Origin of the sequence: Streptomyces sp. TRM49041 (assembly GCF_008271805.1) — a bacterium.
Lineage (GTDB): Bacteria > Actinomycetota > Actinomycetes > Streptomycetales > Streptomycetaceae > Streptomyces.
Genome location: NZ_VSRY01000141.1, coordinates 1 through 16591 on the forward strand (window position 1 = coordinate 1; position 16591 = coordinate 16591).

Genomic DNA, 16591 nt, shown 5'->3' on the forward strand with positions numbered 1-16591 from the left:
AGGACACCGCCGAACTATTTTTGAGCCTCAGCCCTGAGAATGCGAATTCTCGGGGCTGAGGCATTTTTGCGTTCAGGGCCAGCTAGCGTGGGGTCATGCGCTACGACCTGGTCATATTCGACAACGACGGTGTCCTTGTGGACAGCGAGCCCATCTCGAACGCCATCCTGGCCGGCTACCTGACCGAGCTCGGGCACCCCACCACGTACGAGGAGTCCCTGCGGGACTATATGGGTGGGGCGATGCACCGGGTCCATGACACCGTGTTCGAGCGGACCGGGCAGCGGTTGCCGGGGGACTTCGACGAGACGTTTCATGCGCGCGTGTTCGCCGCCTTCGAGCGGGAGCTCACCGCTGTCGCCGGGGTGACCGAGGTACTGGGGAAGCTGGTGGCCGGCGGAGTGCCGTACTGTGTGGCGTCCTCCGGGAGCCATGAGCGGATTCGCGTCGGGCACCGGAAGACCGGGCTGGACCTGTGGTTCGCGCCGGACGCGGTGTTCAGCGCGCAGGACGTCGGCCGGGGGAAGCCGGCGCCGGATCTGTTCCTGCACGCCGCCGAGCGGATGGGCGTCGCGCCGGAGCGGTGTGCCGTGGTGGAGGACAGCCCCCTGGGCGTACAGGCCGCCCTGGCCGCCGGGATGGATGTGTACGGGTTCACCGGGATGGCCACCGCCGAACAACTGGCCGGTGCTCATGGGTATTTCGGAGATATGGGGCAGCTGCCGGGGCTCGTGCTGTGACAAGGCTGTCCTTGGACTGACCACGGACGTACTCTTTCCCGCCATGACCGATGCGCGACTGCGGCTCGGGCGGGGTGCGCTGGCCTTCTCCTTCCTCGCGCAAGGCATGGCGTTCGCGTTGCTCGTGACGCGCATTCCCGCCATCCAGAGCCGTTACGGCGTGTCCGACGCGCTGCTGCCCGCCTTCCTCGCCGGTGTGCCCGTGCTCGCCGGAGTCGGGAGTGTCGCCACCGGGGTGCTCGTCGCCCGCGTTCCGCCCGGGATCGTGCTGCGGTGGGTCCAGCCCGTGGTGCTGCTGGCGCTCGTGGGCGTCGGTGTCGGCGACCGGGCGTGGCACCTGGGCTTGGCCCTCGGGGTGTTCGGGCTGGCCGTCGGGGGGCTCGACGCGTCCATGAACATGCTCGGCGTGAGCCTCCAGCGCGCGTACGGGCGGAGCATCATGCTCGGGTTCCACGCGGCGTACAGCCTGGGCGGTATCGCCGGGGCGTCGCTCGCCTGGGGCGGGGCCCGGCTGGGCCTGCCGCTGGGGATCTTCTACGCGCCCGTGGTGCTGGTGCTGCTTCCCGCCGTGCTCGTTCTCGGTCGGTGGTGTACGGGTGGGGCGGCCGCACTCGAGGCGGGCGCCGCTCCGTGTGGTGAGCGGGGGCTCGCCTGGCGTGTACTTCTGCCGCTCTGTCTCGTCATGGCCTTCGCGTACATCGGCGACTCGACCGTCTCCAACTGGAGCGCGAAGTATCTCCAGGACGTCCTTGGCGGCTCCGAGGCGCTCGCGACCCTGCCGTACAACGCATACATGGTCACCACCCTCCTCGGACGTACCGTCGGCGACCTGGCCGTGCGGCGGTTCGGGGCCGTGGCCGTGGTGCGGGGTGGGGCCGTGCTCGCGGCGGCCGGGTTCGCGGTGGTGGCGGCGGCGCCGGGGCCGCGGACCGGGCTGGCCGGATTCACGGTGCTCGGGCTGGGGCTCAGCGTGCTCGTGCCGCAGACCTTCGCGGCCGCGGGAAGGCTGTTTCCTGGGGCCAGTGATGCTGCTGTGGCGCGGCTGAACGTCTTCAACTACGTGGGGTTTCTTGTCGGGTCGCCATTGGTCGGGGCCCTCGGGGAGGCGTGGAGCTATCGGGGTGCGATGGGCGTGCCGCTCGTGTTGGTGCTGGTGACGCTCGTGTACGCCAGATCGTTCGGGGGCGCCGCCGCCCGATACGGTGGCGGTCATGAGCGGCCGCGCACTGTTGATGTGGGATGACGCAGTAACCGGGTACGACTTCGGGCCGAGCCACCCGATGGACCCGGTGCGGCTCGGGCTGACCATGGGGTTGGTGCGGGCCTTCGAACTGGACCGGGCCCTCGATGTCGTCTCGGCCAAACCGGCCGGTGACTCGACGCTGCGACTCGTGCACCGCGAGGACTACGTGGCGGCCGTGCGGGCCGCGTCCGCGAACCCGGCCGCCGCCGACCAGACGTATGGGCTCGGCACGCTCGACGACCCGGCGTTCGCGGGCATGCACGAGGTGTCCGCGCTGATCGCCGGCCTGTCGGTGGGCGCCGCCGAAGCCGTGTGGCGGGGCGAGGCCACGCGTGCGGTGAACTTCTCGGGCGGGCTCCACCACGCCATGCCGGGCGGCGCCGCCGGATTCTGCATCTACAACGACGCGTCGCTCGCCGTCGCGCGGCTCCTGGAGCTCGGCGCCGAGCGCGTCGCGTACCTGGATGTGGACGTGCACCACGGGGACGGGGTGCAGACGGCGTTCTGGGACGACCCCAGGGTGCTGACCATCTCGCTGCACGAGCACCCGCGGACCCTGTTCCCGGGCACCGGGTGGCCGGAGGAGACCGGAGGCCCGGGCGAGGCCGAGGGCAGCGCGGTGAATCTGCCGCTGCCGGCCGGCCTCGGCGACGCGGGCTGGCTGCGCGCGTTCCACGCCGTCGTACCGGAGCTGCTCGCCGGCTTCCGGCCTCAGGTGCTGGTGACCCAGCACGGGGCCGACACGCACTTCGAGGACCCGCTGGCGCACCTGGCGGTCTCCCTGGACGCCCAGCGGGCCGTGCAGTTGGCCTGCCGGGGCCTGGTCGACGAGTACGTCGAGGGCGGCCGGTGGGTGGCGCTCGGCGGTGGCGGATACGCGGTCGTGGACGTCGTACCCCGGTCGTGGACGCACCTGGTGGCCATCGCGGCCGGGGCCGACGTAGCGCCCGAGACGGTCGTCCCGTCGTCCTGGCGGGATCAGGTGTACGCGCGGACGAGGCAGTCGGCGCCGCGGCGGATGACGGACGGGCGGTGGCCGGTGTCGTACCGCTCCTGGCAGGACGGGTACGACCCGGAGGACCGGCTCGACCAGGCCGTCCTGGCCACGCGTCGGGCCGTGTTCCCGCTGCGCGGACTGCTCGTGTAGCCGTCGGCCGCCGGCCTCCGGACGTCCGCCGTGGGGGCGCCGGTGTCGCCGGATACCGCAGCCATGTGGCGTTACGCCAACGGTGCGTTCCCCGGCGGGTTTTGGCGCGTGCGGCGGGCCGGTGCGGCAGCATCGGCGGGGTGCTGAGTACCGGGGCGCTGCGCGCGCATCTGCTTGCGGCCAGGCTGGCCGGACCCGTGGCCACCTCGCGGGAGAGGAGCCTGCGCAACTACCGGCTGTTCGCGGCCGGGGATCCGCGGGTCACGCTGGGGCTCGAACCGGACTGGCGGTGGAACGAACGGGACCTGCTGCGGCTGATGGCCGACAAGTGCGGGGTGTCCGAGGACCCCGAGCACCGGTCGGGGCCCGACGTCATCGACCCCGAGCGGACCCTGACCGCGCTGGACGCGTTCGCCGAACGGCTTGGGGAAGCTGCGGCGCGTGGGGCTCCTGTGCTGTTCGGGACCGGTCACCCACACCGGTTACTGGGGTTCTACGCCACGTTGGCAGACGCGATGTCGGCAGCAGGATGTCTCGTTCTCACCCCGGCGCAGGGGAGATGTATCGACATAACGACCCGGTTTGGCCTACGCACGTACAACCTCGACTACGTACGGGGAGTCGCGCTCGTGAGGGAACCGCAGGTCGAAGGCGCCGGTTGTGAGCCGGGCGCACATACCCACTCGCCACTGCCGGTCAGGGTGGCTCTCGACGCTGCGGCGGAGGGCGACGGGCCTCTTCCGGAGCTGGTGGTGGGAGACCACGGATGGGTCTGCGGGGCAGGTCAGCTGGGCATTGAGGCCATCGGTCTGGCCGACACGGACGACCCCGCACTGTTCGTGGGAGAGGCGGAGGGGCGTGTGGCCGTGGCCGTGCCCCTCGATGACGCCGTGCGGTCCGATTACTACCGGCCGCTTACTCGCTATGTACTCAATCGGGCGTGTCTGTCACAGTAGGCGGCGGATGGCTGCTCCTCTTCCCCACTCGTATCACCCGCCCCTAGTCTGGGCAGTGAGCGCACAGCGACGAAGAGTCACCGGAGGGGAAGCCGGTGGCGTCATGTGCGGAAGGTACAGGTGGGTCATGGTTGCTGCTGGCGAGACGCCTCTCAACGAGGTCAAGTTCCTGACCGTGGCGGAAGTTGCCTCGGTGATGCGCGTATCGAAGATGACCGTGTACCGGTTGGTGCACAGCGGTCATCTGCCGGCGATCCGGGTGGGGAGGTCCTTCCGGGTGCCGGAGAAGGCGGTTCACGAGTACCTCCGCGAGTCCTTCGTGGGGGTGGAGACCGCATAGTCCGGAGCCCTTCACCGCCCTCGGATTACAGGCTCCGCTCTCTGCCGGGTAGGCTAGGCCGACGTAGGTCGTGTGGGCCCAGACGCCCCGCACCGAGTGAGAAGAAGTGAGCGAGGGTAGTCGTGGGCTCTGTTATCAAGAAGCGGCGCAAGCGGATGGCCAAGAAGAAGCACCGCAAGCTTCTCAAGCGCACCCGTGTTCAGCGTCGCAACAAGAAGTAAGCGGCGGCTGTACGTGCGCCTGGCGGCCCTCCCACCGGTTCCGGTGGGAGGGCCGCTGCCTTTTCTCCACCGGTTCCGGTGATTCTGTTGGTTCCGGTGGCTCCGCTTCCGGTCGTTCTTCCCGCCGTGGTCGTCACAGCGCAACACCGAACCGCTACGGTGGCAGCCACACGCGCGGGACCGAACGGAAGGCGCTGATCTTGGGCAAGGTCGTGCTCGTCACCGGGGTGGCCCGGCAGCTCGCCGGCAGGTTCGTAAGGCGTGTCATGCGCGACCCCGGCGTCGACCGGGTCATCGGTGTGGACGCGGTCACCCCCGGGCATCCGCTGGGCGGCGCGGTGTTCGTACGGGCGGACATCCGGCAGCCCGCCATCGGGCGCGTACTGGCCGAGTACGGCGTCGACACCGTCGTCCATATGGACGTCTCGGCGACCCCGCTGGGCGGCGGCGGCCGGACCGCGGTCAAGGAGGCCAACGTCATCGGCACGATGCAGCTGCTCGGCGCGTGCCAGAAGTGCCCCACGGTCAGCCGGCTCGTCGTGCGGTCCAGTACCAGCGTGTACGGCTCCGCGCCGCGCGACCCGGCCGTCTTCACCGAGACGACACCGCCCAAGTCGCTGCCGAGCGGTGGCTTCGCGAAGGACGTCTCCGAGGTCGAGGGGTACGTACGGGGCTTCGCCCGGCGCCGTCCGGACGTCGCGGTGTGCGTGCTGCGATTCGCGAACATCCTCGGGCCGGACGCCGACTCGCCGCTCGCCGAGTACTTCTCGCTGCCGGTCCTGCCGACGGTCCTCGGATACGACCCGCGCCTGCAGTTCGTCCACGAGGACGACGTCCTCGACGTACTGCGGATCGCGTCGAACGAGCCACGGCGGGCCACGCTCAACAGCGGCACGTTCAATGTGGCCGGGGACGGGGTGCTGACGCTGTCGCAGTGTGCGCGGCGGCTCGGCAGGCCGACGGTCCCGGTGCTGCTGCCGGCGGTCACCTGGGTGGGTACGGCGCTGCGGACGGTCGGTGTGAGCGACTTCTCGCCGGAGCAGGTCCGGCTGCTGACACACGGCCGTGTGGTGAGCACGGCGGAGATGCGCCGGACCCTCGGGTTCGAGCCCAAGTACACGACGGCGGAGGCGTTCACCGACTTCGCCCGTCACCGGGGCCCCGGCCTGCTGCCACCGTCCACACTGACAGCGGCGGTCGACGGCCTGGCCGCCCGGCTGGGCGACGGGATCGCCGACCGGCTGGCCGAGCGGACGTCGGGTACGGCGGCGGGACGGCGCTCGTGAGGACGTCGCTCGTGAGGACGGCACCGTTCGGCGGTGGTGACGCCGGCCGTGACGCCGGCCGTGACGCCGGCCGTGACGGCGGCCGTGACGGCGGATGTGACGGCGGATGTGACGGCGGATGTGACGGCGGATGTGACGGCGGATGTGACGGCGGATGTGACGGTGGTTCGCGTCGCGATGCGCGGGCGACGGGTGTGGCAGACGCGGCGGGTGCGGCGGGCGCCGGCCGGGTGGGAATTCGGTGCGCGGGAGAGCGCGGGACAAGGAGCGCGGGCTAACGATGGCGGACGCCAAGGTCATCCCCTTCGACGAGGACCGGCCGCGCGGCAGCGCGCCGCGCGCGGGCCGCCGGCGGTCCGCACAGGGCGGCGGCAGCGGACGGGTGACCCCGCTGCCGGGTCAGCCCACGCCCGACGCGGAGGCCGACGCGCCGCGGCGACCCGCCCGGGAGGCCGGGGACGACAGCTGGGAGCGGCGCGTCGCGGGCGGCCTGGCGTTCCTGCGGCGCCGTATCACCGGTGAGTACGAGGTCGACGAGTTCGGGTACGACGAGGAGCTCACCGACCAGGTCCTGATGTCGCTGCTGCGGCCCCTGTACGACAAGTACTTTCGCGTGGAGGTGCGGGGCGTCGAGAACATCCCCGCCGAGGGCGGCGCCCTGGTCGTGGCGAACCACTCGGGCACGCTGCCGCTGGACGGCCTGATGATGCAGGTCGCCGTGCACGACCACCATCCGGCGGGCCGTCACCTGCGGCTGCTCGCCGCGGACCTGGTGTTCATGCTGCCGGTCGTCAGCGAGCTGGCCCGGAAGGCGGGACACACCCTGGCGTGCGCGGAGGACGCGGAGCGGCTGTTGCGGCGCGGCGAGGTGGTCGGGGTGATGCCGGAGGGCTTCAAGGGCATCGGGAAGCCGTTCAGCGAGCGGTACAAGCTGCAGCGGTTCGGGCGGGGTGGCTTTGTGTCGACGGCGCTGCGCGCGGGGGCGCCGATCGTGCCGTGCTCGATCGTGGGCGCGGAGGAGATCTACCCGATGGTCGGCAATGCCAGGACGCTGGCGCGGCTGCTGGGCTTCCCGTACTTCCCGCTCACGCCGACGTTCCCGTGGCTTGGCCCGCTCGGCGCGCTGCCGCTGCCGACGAAGTGGACGATCCAGTTCGGCGAGCCGATCCGGACGGACGGGTACGCGCCGGAGGCGGTGGAGGACCCGATGCTGATGTTCAATCTCACGGACCAGGTACGCGAGCAGATCCAGCACACGCTGTACAAGCTGCTGGTACGGAGGCGGTCGGTGTTCTTCTAGGGTTTCCGGCACCGGCGGGGCGGTCGGCCCGAAGATCCCCGGCGGGCACGGAGAGCACCGCGAGGGCCGTGGTGATCGCCACGGGCACAGGGCTGTCCGGCTCCGGGCCCGGCCACGCCGATGGGCGCCGCTCCGGGGAGGGCGCCCATCGTGGGGCTCTGCGTCGGGTCGCTAGGGTGCGTCCTCCTCCTGGATGCCGAGGCCCGGGAGGATGCCGGGCAGGACCGGCGGGAGGGTGATGTCGGTGTCTGGTGCGGGGCTTTCGGCGGTGCCCGTGGCCGTGGGTGACGTTGTCGGCCGGCTCGGGTCCAGGAGGCCGCCGGTGTTGCCGCCGAGCAGGCCCTCTTCGGTCCTCGCGCCGGAGCCGGACGGGTCGGGGCTGCCGGAGGTGCCTGACGGCTGGGACTCGGGGCTGGACGGGGTCTGCTGGGACGGGTCCGAGCGGGTCGGGTCGCTGGAGGTGCCGGGCTTGCTGGAGCCGGGTGCACCCTTGTCCATGGTGCTCGGCAGCTGCGACTGGAGCGGCGCGACCTGTTCGTCTATGGCGTCGAAGACCGAGGACACCTGGTCCCGGACGTCGGTCAGCTGGGGCGGGAGCTTCGCGCGCAGGCCGTTCCACGTGCCGCGGTGGTTGCGGGCGAACGAGTCGAGCGTGGCCATGGGGCCGATGCGCCCGTCCCGCTCGTATGCGAGGCGGAGCAGCCGGTGGCCTTCGGACACGTCGTGCCGCATACCGCTGAGGGCGCGGCGGATCTCGCTGAGCGATTCGTGGTCCAGCTCGCCGAGGCGTCCGCGTTCCATCAGCCTGCGGGCCTCGCTGAGCCGGGTGGAAGCGTGGTCGAGGTAGATCTCGCCGCGGTCGGCCTCGTCGTCGGCCAGACCGAGCTTGAAATCTTCCATGCCGCGTTTCAGCCCGTACAGCGAGTCACCGGGGAGGGCGTCGGAACTGGCAGCGGCGACTCCGCTGAACGCTCCCGCTGCCACGCCCACGGTGAGGCCGCCTGCGGCGAGCCCCTTCGACCAGCGTGTGCGGGGCCGCAATTTCCGGAGGGCGGTGGCGCGGTGGGCGCCCCTCGCGCCCGACCTCCGCTGCTCCGGCACCGTAGGGTCCGCGGACGCACCGCCCGCGGCCGTTCCCTCCTGAAGCATCGCTTCCATGGCGGCGACGAGCTGTGCTCGCTGTACCACCTTCACTTCGGGGTCCAACTCCGGCTTCGGCAGTTCGCCGATGCCGTTCGCCAGGGCCAACAGCCGACCCTGCTCGTTGGGTTCGGCCGACGCCTCGGGCTGCTGGGCCGCCTGATCTTCCAGGGCCTGGGCGAAGGCGTTCGCCCGCCGGTGCGCCGATACGTTCGCGATCACTGGCGGCACCTCCTCTCGTCATGACGGTCGACTCCCCAGGGGGTCCGGAAGGTTGCACACCTTGAGCACATCCACACGAAGGGGTGAGTGGCTGTGGACATGGCGTGACCACAGGGAGCCTGCATCTCGCACAACGAGCGTCGCGGCACTTGGGTTACGCACGAAGGATGATCGGACCAGTGCGTCATGAGGTCGTTGCCGAAGGTGAGTTGGGTGAGGGGCTGGGGGGTTCGGGGTTCTGGGCTCGGTCAGCGGGCGTCTTCGGGGAGCAGCCGTGCCAGCGTGCGCACGGCCCGGTACTGGAGTGTCTTGATGGCGCCCTCGTTCTTGCCCATCACGCGCGCGGTCTCGGCCACGGACAGGCCCTGCAGGAAGCGGAGCGTGACGCACTCCTGCTGCTGCGGGTTCAGCTTGCGCACGGCCTCGACGAGGGCGGCGTTGGAGAGGGACTCCAGGACGGAGTCCTCCGGGCTGCGCTCGACCTCGTTCGCGTCGAGCATTTCGCCGGTGGTCACTTCCAGCCTGAATCGGCTCGACTTGAAGTGGTCGGCGACCAGGTTCCGCGCGATCGTGACCAGCCAGGCGCCGAAGTCGCGCCCCTGCCAGGTGAAGGTGGAGATGCGGCGCAGGGCGCGCAGGAACGTCTCGCTGGTCAGGTCCTCGGCGGTGGCCTTGCCGCCGACGCGGTAGTAGATATAGCGGTAGACGGTGTCGCTGTACTGGTCGTACAGGCGGCCGAACGCCTCGGCCTCGCCGGCCTGGGCGCGCTCGACCAGCTCCATCATGCGGGCGCTGTCGCTGTCGGCGGTGGGTCGGCGAGCGGCGGTCGAGGTGCCCGCGCGGCCCCGCCCGCCCCGTCTTCCGACAGCGGCGGCACCGCCATCGGCCAAGGCGTAGCAGGGACCGGCGGGGGCCGGTGCGGCGAATGCGGGGACGGCGTACGCGGTGGGGACGAAGCCGCGCAAGTGGTCGAGGACCGTTGCGCGGAGCGTAGCCAGGCCCGAGGTGTCAACCCCGACGTGTGGGTACACGGGACTCCCAGAGGCAGAGCTTCCATCACGTGCAGTGCGGGACCTTTCACTCGTCGTGACGACGTGTGGGGGGTTCCGTATGCGTCTGAGGAGAATAACGCTTCGTGCAGGGAGCGCTACACCGAGTTGCTCAAATCATCGATTCAGTCGCTTCTGTTACAGCTAAGAGACGGATCAAGTCGCACTTGGTGACCGTCTATTGATCGGATTACTTCGGGATCTGTCTGCCCGCGCGATCTGTTGTGGTCGAGTGCGCCGGGGGTGACTGGCGGCGGCACCGGGCGGGTATGACGTGTGATTGGCCCCGTTCGCGCTCCGGTGCGCCCCTGGACGTCACCTGGACGGCCCTGGTCGGTGGCGTGGCGCGCCTTCTGTGACCCGTGGGGAGTGTGCGGGGGCGCGCGGGAGTACGAGGGCGTGCGGGGGAGTGTGCGGAAGCGTCTGATCGCCGCGAGAGCTCGAAAGAATTTACTGATCAGCGGCGGCGGCGGTGCAGGGCCACCGCGGCGGCCGTGCCGCCCGCCAGCGCGCCCACACCCGCGGCGGCCGGGATGCCGACCTTCGCCGCCTTGCGGCCCGTCCGGTAGTCGCGGAGCCGCCAGTCCCGCTCCTTGGCGTATCTGCGGAGCTTGGTGTCCGGGTTGATCGCGTACGGGTGGCCCACCAGCGACAGCATCGGGATGTCGTTGTGCGAGTCGCTGTAGGCGGCGCAGCGCTCCAGGTCCAGGCCCTCGGCGGCGGCCAGCGCCCGTACCGCCTCCGCCTTGGCCGGGCCGTGCAGCGGCTCGCCGACCAGCCTGCCCGTGTACACACCGCCCACCGACTCGGCGACCGTGCCGAGCGCGCCGGTCAGCCCGAGCCGCCGGGCGATGATCGTGGCGGTCTCCACGGGTGCGGCGGTGACGAGCCAGACCTTCTGGCCGGCGTCCAGGTGGGCCTCGGCCAGGGCGCGGGTGCCGGGCCAGATCCGGTCGGCCATGTACTCGTCGTAGATCTCCTCGCCGATGGTCATCAGCTCGGAGACGCGGTGGCCCTTCACGATCGACAGGGCGCTGTCGCGGGCGTCCTGCATGTGCTCCGGGTCCTCGACACCGGCCAGCCGGAACCACGTCTGCTGCCAGGCGAACCGGGCCAGCTCGCGCCGCTGGAAGAACTTCCGCTTGTACAGGCCACGGCCGAAGTGGAAGAGCGCCGCGCCCTGCATGACGGTGTTGTCCAGGTCGAAGAACGCGGCGGCGTGGACATCGCCGGCGACCGGGAACTCGGCCTCCGGCTCCACCTCCGCCGGTACCCGGGCCTTAGCCTCCGCCTCGGCGTCGGCGAGCAGCTCCAGCTGCCGGGACGTCTTGCGCGCCGCCTCCGCCGCGGCCTCGCCGGCCAGCACGCTGCGCGCCGTGGCGGAGCGCCTACGAGGGGTGAGCCATCCGAGAGCGGCCATGACGTGAGCATAGCCAGTGTGTTCGGTCCTGCCCGACTCATGGGGATGCCTTCGCGTGAACTCTCGGCGGCCGAGGTGTTAAAGCGCGGGCCGCGGGGGCCGACAATGGGCGCATGTTCGGACGTACGAAGAAGAAGGCGGCCGGTCCGCGGACGGTCACCCTCATCGGTAAGCCCGGGTGTCATCTGTGCGACGACGCGCGGGCGGTGATCGAGCGGGTCTGCGCCGAGACGGGCGCCGTCTGGGAGGAGAAGGACATCACCCGGGACGAGGCGCTCCACCGGGCCTACTGGGAGCAGATCCCCGTGGTGCTCGTCGACGGGGAGCAGCACACGTTCTGGAAGGTGGACGCGGCGCGCCTGCGCCGGGAGCTGCTCGACTGACGGTCCGCTGACCGGGAAAGGACGGTTACCATCGAGTGCGTTTTGTTCGGTTTCGGGGGCGTCATCGTAGGGAGTGTGTGCGGTTTTGCCCCATCCAAAGATCGAACGCGCCGAGGTCGTCGTTGGTTCCGCGATGGCGCGATGGACTCGCGTGACCCCGGTCACTTTGCTCGGACAAAGTGGACATCATCTTTGTGCACGCGTTCACAAAGACATAGCCTGCTGTCGACGGGGCGGTCTCGGGACAGGCCGCCCGCAGCCCCGCTCATCCCGCAGGAGCACCGTGGCAACTGGCCGAACTCACCGACCGGCGACCCGTAGCCGAGGCATCCCCGAGGCCACCGTCGCCCGGCTTCCGCTGTACCTGAGGGCGCTCACCGCACTGTCGGAGCGCTCCGTACCCACGGTCTCGTCCGAAGAGCTCGCCGCCGCGGCCGGGGTCAACTCCGCCAAGCTCCGCAAGGACTTCAGCTATCTCGGCTCGTACGGGACGCGGGGCGTCGGCTACGACGTCGAGTACCTCGTCTACCAGATCTCCCGCGAGCTCGGGCTCACCCAGGACTGGCCGATCGTCATGGTCGGTATCGGTAACCTCGGCGCCGCCCTCGCCAACTACGGAGGGTTCGCGTCCCGAGGCTTCCGGGTCGCCGCGCTGATCGACGCCGACCCCGCGATGGTCGGCAGGCCCGTCGCCGGCATCCCCGTCCAGCACATCGACGACCTCGAGAAGATCATCGAGGAGAACGGCGTCTCGATCGGCGTCATCGCCACGCCCGCCGGAGCCGCCCAGCAGGTCTGCGACCGGCTCGTCGCCGCCGGGATCAGCTCCATCCTCAACTTCGCGCCGACCGTGCTGTCCGTCCCCGAGGGCGTCGACGTGCGGAAGGTCGACCTCTCCATCGAGCTGCAGATCCTCGCCTTCCACGAGCAGCGCAAGGCCGGTGAGGAAGCGGGCGTCGCCGAGGCCGTCGTCCCGCCCGCCGCCGTACGCGGAGCCGGCACCGCCCCGGCCACGGGCCCGGGCCGGAAGGGACCCGACGGGGATCTCCCCGCCGTGATGCCGGCATGAGTCTCCTCGTCGTCGGCCTCAGCCACCGCAGCGCACCCGTCAGCGTGCTGGAGCGGGCCTCCCTCGCCCCCGACACGCAGGGCAAGCTGCTCCAGGACGCACTCGCCGCCGAACCGGCCGTCGAGGCCGCCGTTCTGGCCACCTGCAACCGCATCGAGCTCTACGCCGACGTGGACAAGTTCCACGCCGGTGTCGCCGAGCTGTCCACGCTGCTCGCCCAGCACAGCGGCGTCGGCCTGGAGGAGCTCACCCCCTACCTCTATGTCCACTACGAGGACCGGGCCGTCCACCACCTGTTCTCGGTGGCCTGCGGGCTCGACTCCATGGTGGTCGGCGAGGGCCAGATCCTCGGCCAGATCAAGGACTCCCTCGCCCGCGCCCAGGAGCTGCACACCGCGGGACGACTGCTGAACGACCTGTTCCAGCAGGCCCTGCGGGTCGGCAAGCGCGCTCACAGCGAGACCGGCATCGACCGCGCCGGACAGTCCCTCGTGACCTTCGGCCTGGAGCAGCTGGCGGTGGGCAGCGCGGACGTGGACAGCTGGGCCAAGGGCAAGCGCGCCCTCGTCATCGGCGCCGGCTCCATGTCGTCGCTCGCCGCGGCGACCCTCGCCCGCGTCGGCGTCGACGAGATCGTCATCGCCAACCGGACCGCGGAGCGCGCCGAGCGCCTCGTCCAGATCCTCACCGAGCCCGGCGGTACGGGCGTCGCCGCCCGCGCCGTGCGCATGTCCGCCGTCGGCGCCGAGCTCGCCCGCGCCGACGTCGCCGTGTCCTGCACCGGCGCCACCGGCATCGTCCTCACCGGGCAGGCCGTCGAGACCGCCATGACGGGCCGCACCGGGCCGCTCGCGCTGCTCGACCTGGCCATGCCGCGGGACATCGACGCCGTCGTGCACCGCATGCTGGACGTACGGCTCGTCGACATCGAGTCGCTCGCCGAGGCATCCGCCGACGCGCCCATGGCCGCCGACGTCGACCAGGTCCGGGGCATCGTCTCCGACGAGGTCGCCGCCTTCGGCGCCGCCCAGCGCGCCGCGCACATCACGCCGACCGTCGTCGCGCTGCGCACCATGGCCGCCGACGTCGTGACGAGCGAGATGGCCCGCCTCCAAGGGCGGCTCCCCGACCTCGACGACAAGCAGCGCGCCGAGATCACCCAGACCGTGCGCCGCGTGGTCGACAAGCTGCTGCACGCACCCACCGTGCGTGTGAAGCAGCTCGCCGGCGAGCCCGGCGGCGCCGGGTACGCCGACGCGCTGCGCACACTCTTCGACCTCGACCCGGAGACGGTCGCCGCCGTCTCACGGGCGGACCTGAATGACGCCGACGTGAAGAACCGAGGGCGAGTATGACCGAGAGGGCCCAGAGCACCCAGAGGGCACTGAGGCTGGGAACCAGGCGCAGCAAGCTCGCCATGGCCCAGTCCGGGCACGTCGCGGACGCCGTGAGGCAGCTGACGGGACGCCCTGTGGAGCTCGTCGAGATCACCACGTACGGGGACACCTCCCGCGAGCATCTCGCGCAGATCGGCGGCACCGGCGTCTTCGTCACCGCCCTGCGTGACGCACTGCTCGCCGGTGAGGTGGACTTCGCCGTGCACTCGCTCAAGGACCTGCCCACCGCGCAGCCCGACGAGCTCGTGCTCGCCGCGATCCCGTTCCGCGAGGACCCGCGCGACGTACTCGTCGCCCGCGACGGGCTGACGTTCGAGCAGCTCGCCGCGTCCTCCCCGAAGAGGGCTGTACGCGTCGGCACCGGCTCGCCGCGCCGTATGGCGCAGCTCAACGCGTTCGCGCGCAACCACGGCATGCGGATCGAGACCGTCCCCATCCGGGGAAACATCGACACCCGCATCGGATACGTCCGCGCCGGTGAGCTCGACGCGGTCGTCCTGGCCGCCGCCGGGCTGAACCGTATCGGCCGGATCGACGAGGTCACCGACTTCCTGGCGGTCGACACCGTCCTGCCCGCTCCGGGTCAGGGCGCCCTGGCGATCGAGTGCCCGGCCGGCGACGCCGACCTCGTCGCCGTACTCGCCCGGCTCGACCACGAGCACACGCGGGCCGCAGTGACCGCCGAGCGGTCCCTGCTCGCCGCCCTGGAGGCCGGCTGTTCCGCGCCCGTGGGCGCACTGGCCGACCTGCTGGCCGGCGACAAGCAGGATGTTCATGAGATGCGCCTGCGCGGCGTCGTCGGCACGACCGACGGCTCCACGCTGGTGCAGTTGTCCACCACCGGTCCCGTACCCACGTCGCACGCCGACGCGGTGGCACTCGGTCGCGAACTCGCGTCCGAGATGCTCGCCAAGGGCGCGGCCGGTCTTATGGGGGAGCGAGCACTTTGAGCCCCACCACTGCATCCAAGGCTTTCTCGGCGTTCTCCGCGTGCGGGCACGTCACCTTCCTCGGCGCCGGACCCGGTGATCCGGGGCTGCTGACACTGCGCGCCGTCGAGGCGCTGGCAGGCGCGGACGTACTGATCGCCGAGCCTGATGTGCTCGACGTCGTACGCGGCCATGCGCGGGCGGGGGTGAGCACGCCCGAGCTGACGGTTGTTGACGATGCGTCAATAACCGCCGGAGTCCCCGTGTTGAGGGATGCCGCCAATCTTGTCATGGAGGCCGCGCGGAGCGGCAAGCGGGTGGTGCGTGCGCTGAGCGGCGACCCGGGGCTCGACGGCAACGCGGGCGCCGAGATGCTCGCCTGCGCCGCCGAGGGCATCCCCTTCGAGGTCGTCCCCGGCGTCGCCGCCGCCGTCGGCGTGCCCGCGTACGCCGGTGTTCCGCTGCGCGACGCCCAAGGCGCCGACGTACGGTTCGTGGACGCCCGTACCGCCGGCGACCGCTGCTGGACGGAGGTCGGCGCGTCGGACGGCACGGTCGTCGTGTCCACGTCCCTGGACTCCGTCGCCGCGGCCGCCGGTGAGCTGGTGGCCTCCGGCCGCAAGCCGGACACCCCGATGACGGTGACCGTCGCCGGTACGACGACGCGCCAGCGCACCTGGACGGCGACGCTCGGCTCGATCGCGCAGACCCTCAAGCAGGCGAAGGTGCTGCCGTCCCCGGAGGGCCACCAGCCCGTCATAGCCGTGGTCGGTGAGCGCAGCGCCGCGGCCCAGCGCGACCAGCTCGCGTGGTTCGAGTCCAAGCCGCTCTTCGGCTGGAAGGTCCTCGTGCCGCGCACCAAGGAGCAGGCGGCGTCGCTCTCCGACCAGCTCAGGTCGTACGGCGCCGTGCCCAGCGAGGTCCCCACCATCGCCGTGGAGCCGCCGCGCACCCCGCAGCAGATGGAGCGCGCGGTCAAGGGCCTGGTCACGGGCCGCTACGAGTGGATCGCCTTCACCTCGGTCAACGCCGTGAAGGCGGTCCGGGAGAAGTTCGAGGAGTACGGGCTCGACGCCCGCGCCTTCGCCGGGATCAAGGTCGCGGCGGTGGGCGAGCAGACCGCGAAGGCCCTCGTCGACTTCGGCGTCAAGCCGGACCTGGTGCCGAGCGGCGAGCAGTCCGCGGCGGGCCTGCTGGAGGACTGGCCGCCCTACGACCCGGTCTTCGACCCGATCGACCGCGTCTTCCTGCCGCGCGCCGACATCGCCACGGAGACGCTGGTCGCCGGGCTGATCGAGCTCGGCTGGGAGGTCGACGACGTCACGGCCTACCGGACCGTGCGCGCCTCGCCGCCGCCGGCCGAGACCCGCGAGGCCATCAAGGGCGGTGGCTTCGACGCGGTGCTGTTCACGTCGTCGTCGACGGTCCGGAACCTGGTGGGTATCGCGGGCAAGCCGCACAACGTGACGGTCATCGCCTGCATCGGCCCCGCCACCGCCAAGACGGCGGAGGAGCACGGCCTGCGGGTGGATGTCCTGTCGCCCGAGCCGTCGGTGACGAAGCTGGCGGAGGCACTCGCGGAGTTCGGCGCGAAGCGGCGGGCCGCGGCGGTGGAGGCCGGCGACCCGGTCACACGCCCGAGCGAGCGGCGCCCGGGCGCGCGGCGGCGTCGTACGACGACGTGACCCAGGACGTGACGGAGTGCTGACGGAGTAACGGTTCGCCCCGCCGGTGGCGGACACGGCCCAG

Annotated in this window: 16 protein-coding genes; 13 read left to right on the top strand and 3 right to left on the bottom strand. The window is 71.2% G+C overall.

All coding sequences use genetic code 11. From position 1 onward, the window contains the following. Positions 1-95: 95 nt before the first annotated feature. From FVS66_RS18760 to FVS66_RS18800, 8 genes are all read left to right on the top strand, one after another. Positions 96-740, top strand: a complete 645-nt coding sequence (locus FVS66_RS18760) for an HAD family hydrolase (protein WP_149182335.1) — start codon at positions 96-98, stop codon at positions 738-740. 43 nt (positions 741-783) lie between these two features. Next, positions 784-1983 (top strand): MFS transporter, encoded by a 1200-nt coding sequence (locus FVS66_RS18765; protein WP_149182336.1) that lies wholly within the window; start codon positions 784-786, stop codon positions 1981-1983. After that, positions 1952-3130, top strand: coding sequence for an acetoin utilization protein AcuC (locus FVS66_RS18770; RefSeq protein WP_149182337.1), 1179 nt, complete (start codon positions 1952-1954; stop codon positions 3128-3130). The genes FVS66_RS18765 and FVS66_RS18770 overlap by 32 nt, the downstream gene beginning before the upstream one ends. Before the next feature lie 140 nt (positions 3131-3270). Further along, on the top strand, positions 3271-4086 hold the full coding sequence (locus FVS66_RS18775) for a phosphatase (RefSeq protein WP_149182338.1): 816 nt from the start codon (positions 3271-3273) through the stop codon (positions 4084-4086). A gap of 127 nt (positions 4087-4213) precedes the next feature. Then, positions 4214-4426 carry a helix-turn-helix domain-containing protein gene (locus FVS66_RS18780; RefSeq protein WP_187645587.1) on the top strand — a complete coding sequence of 71 codons (213 nt, stop codon included), beginning with the start codon at positions 4214-4216 and terminating at the stop codon, positions 4424-4426. A gap of 122 nt (positions 4427-4548) precedes the next feature. Next, entirely contained in the window at positions 4549-4647 is a 99-nt protein-coding gene (locus FVS66_RS18785; protein WP_003948845.1) for a 30S ribosomal protein bS22, read from the top strand. A 200-nt stretch (positions 4648-4847) separates the two neighbouring features. After that, a complete protein-coding gene (locus FVS66_RS18790; RefSeq protein ID WP_149182339.1) occupies positions 4848-5933 on the top strand; it encodes an NAD-dependent epimerase/dehydratase family protein in 1086 nt (361 codons plus the stop codon). A 280-nt stretch (positions 5934-6213) separates the two neighbouring features. After that, positions 6214-7233 carry a lysophospholipid acyltransferase family protein gene (locus FVS66_RS18800; protein ID WP_149182340.1) on the top strand — a complete coding sequence of 340 codons (1020 nt, stop codon included), beginning with the start codon at positions 6214-6216 and terminating at the stop codon, positions 7231-7233. 171 nt (positions 7234-7404) lie between these two features. Here FVS66_RS18800 and FVS66_RS18805 read toward each other — a convergent pair whose 3' ends face one another. From FVS66_RS18805 to FVS66_RS18815, 3 genes are all read right to left on the bottom strand, one after another. Beyond that, positions 7405-8595 carry a DUF5667 domain-containing protein gene (locus tag FVS66_RS18805; protein ID WP_149182341.1) on the bottom strand — a complete coding sequence of 397 codons (1191 nt, stop codon included), beginning with the start codon at positions 8593-8595 and terminating at the stop codon, positions 7405-7407. Between the two features lie 248 nt (positions 8596-8843). Then, the gene (locus FVS66_RS18810) at positions 8844-9626 is read right to left on the bottom strand and encodes an ECF subfamily RNA polymerase sigma factor, BldN family (protein ID WP_149182342.1); all 783 of its coding nucleotides are present in this window, start codon (positions 9624-9626) and stop codon (positions 8844-8846) included. A 475-nt stretch (positions 9627-10101) separates the two neighbouring features. Then, a complete protein-coding gene (locus FVS66_RS18815) occupies positions 10102-11064 on the bottom strand; it encodes an HAD-IB family hydrolase (protein WP_149182343.1) in 963 nt (320 codons plus the stop codon). Positions 11065-11177: 113 nt separating this feature from the next. On the opposite strand from FVS66_RS18815, the gene FVS66_RS18820 reads away from it, so the two are divergent. The 5 genes from FVS66_RS18820 to FVS66_RS18840 all read left to right on the top strand — a co-directional run bounded on the left by FVS66_RS18820 (position 11178) and on the right by FVS66_RS18840 (position 16527). After that, on the top strand, positions 11178-11447 hold the full coding sequence (locus FVS66_RS18820; RefSeq protein ID WP_149182344.1) for a glutaredoxin family protein: 270 nt from the start codon (positions 11178-11180) through the stop codon (positions 11445-11447). Positions 11448-11730: 283 nt separating this feature from the next. Then, positions 11731-12516, top strand: a complete 786-nt coding sequence (locus FVS66_RS18825; RefSeq protein ID WP_149182345.1) for a redox-sensing transcriptional repressor Rex — start codon at positions 11731-11733, stop codon at positions 12514-12516. Then, entirely contained in the window at positions 12513-13871 is a 1359-nt protein-coding gene (locus tag FVS66_RS18830; protein ID WP_149182346.1) for a glutamyl-tRNA reductase, read from the top strand. The genes FVS66_RS18825 and FVS66_RS18830 overlap by 4 nt, the downstream gene beginning before the upstream one ends. Further along, the gene (hemC, locus tag FVS66_RS18835) at positions 13868-14863 is read left to right on the top strand and encodes a hydroxymethylbilane synthase (protein ID WP_149182347.1); all 996 of its coding nucleotides are present in this window, start codon (positions 13868-13870) and stop codon (positions 14861-14863) included. The genes FVS66_RS18830 and hemC overlap by 4 nt, the downstream gene beginning before the upstream one ends. After that, positions 14860-16527, top strand: a complete 1668-nt coding sequence (locus FVS66_RS18840) for a bifunctional uroporphyrinogen-III C-methyltransferase/uroporphyrinogen-III synthase (protein WP_149182348.1) — start codon at positions 14860-14862, stop codon at positions 16525-16527. The genes hemC and FVS66_RS18840 overlap by 4 nt, the downstream gene beginning before the upstream one ends. Positions 16528-16591 lie beyond the last annotated feature (64 nt).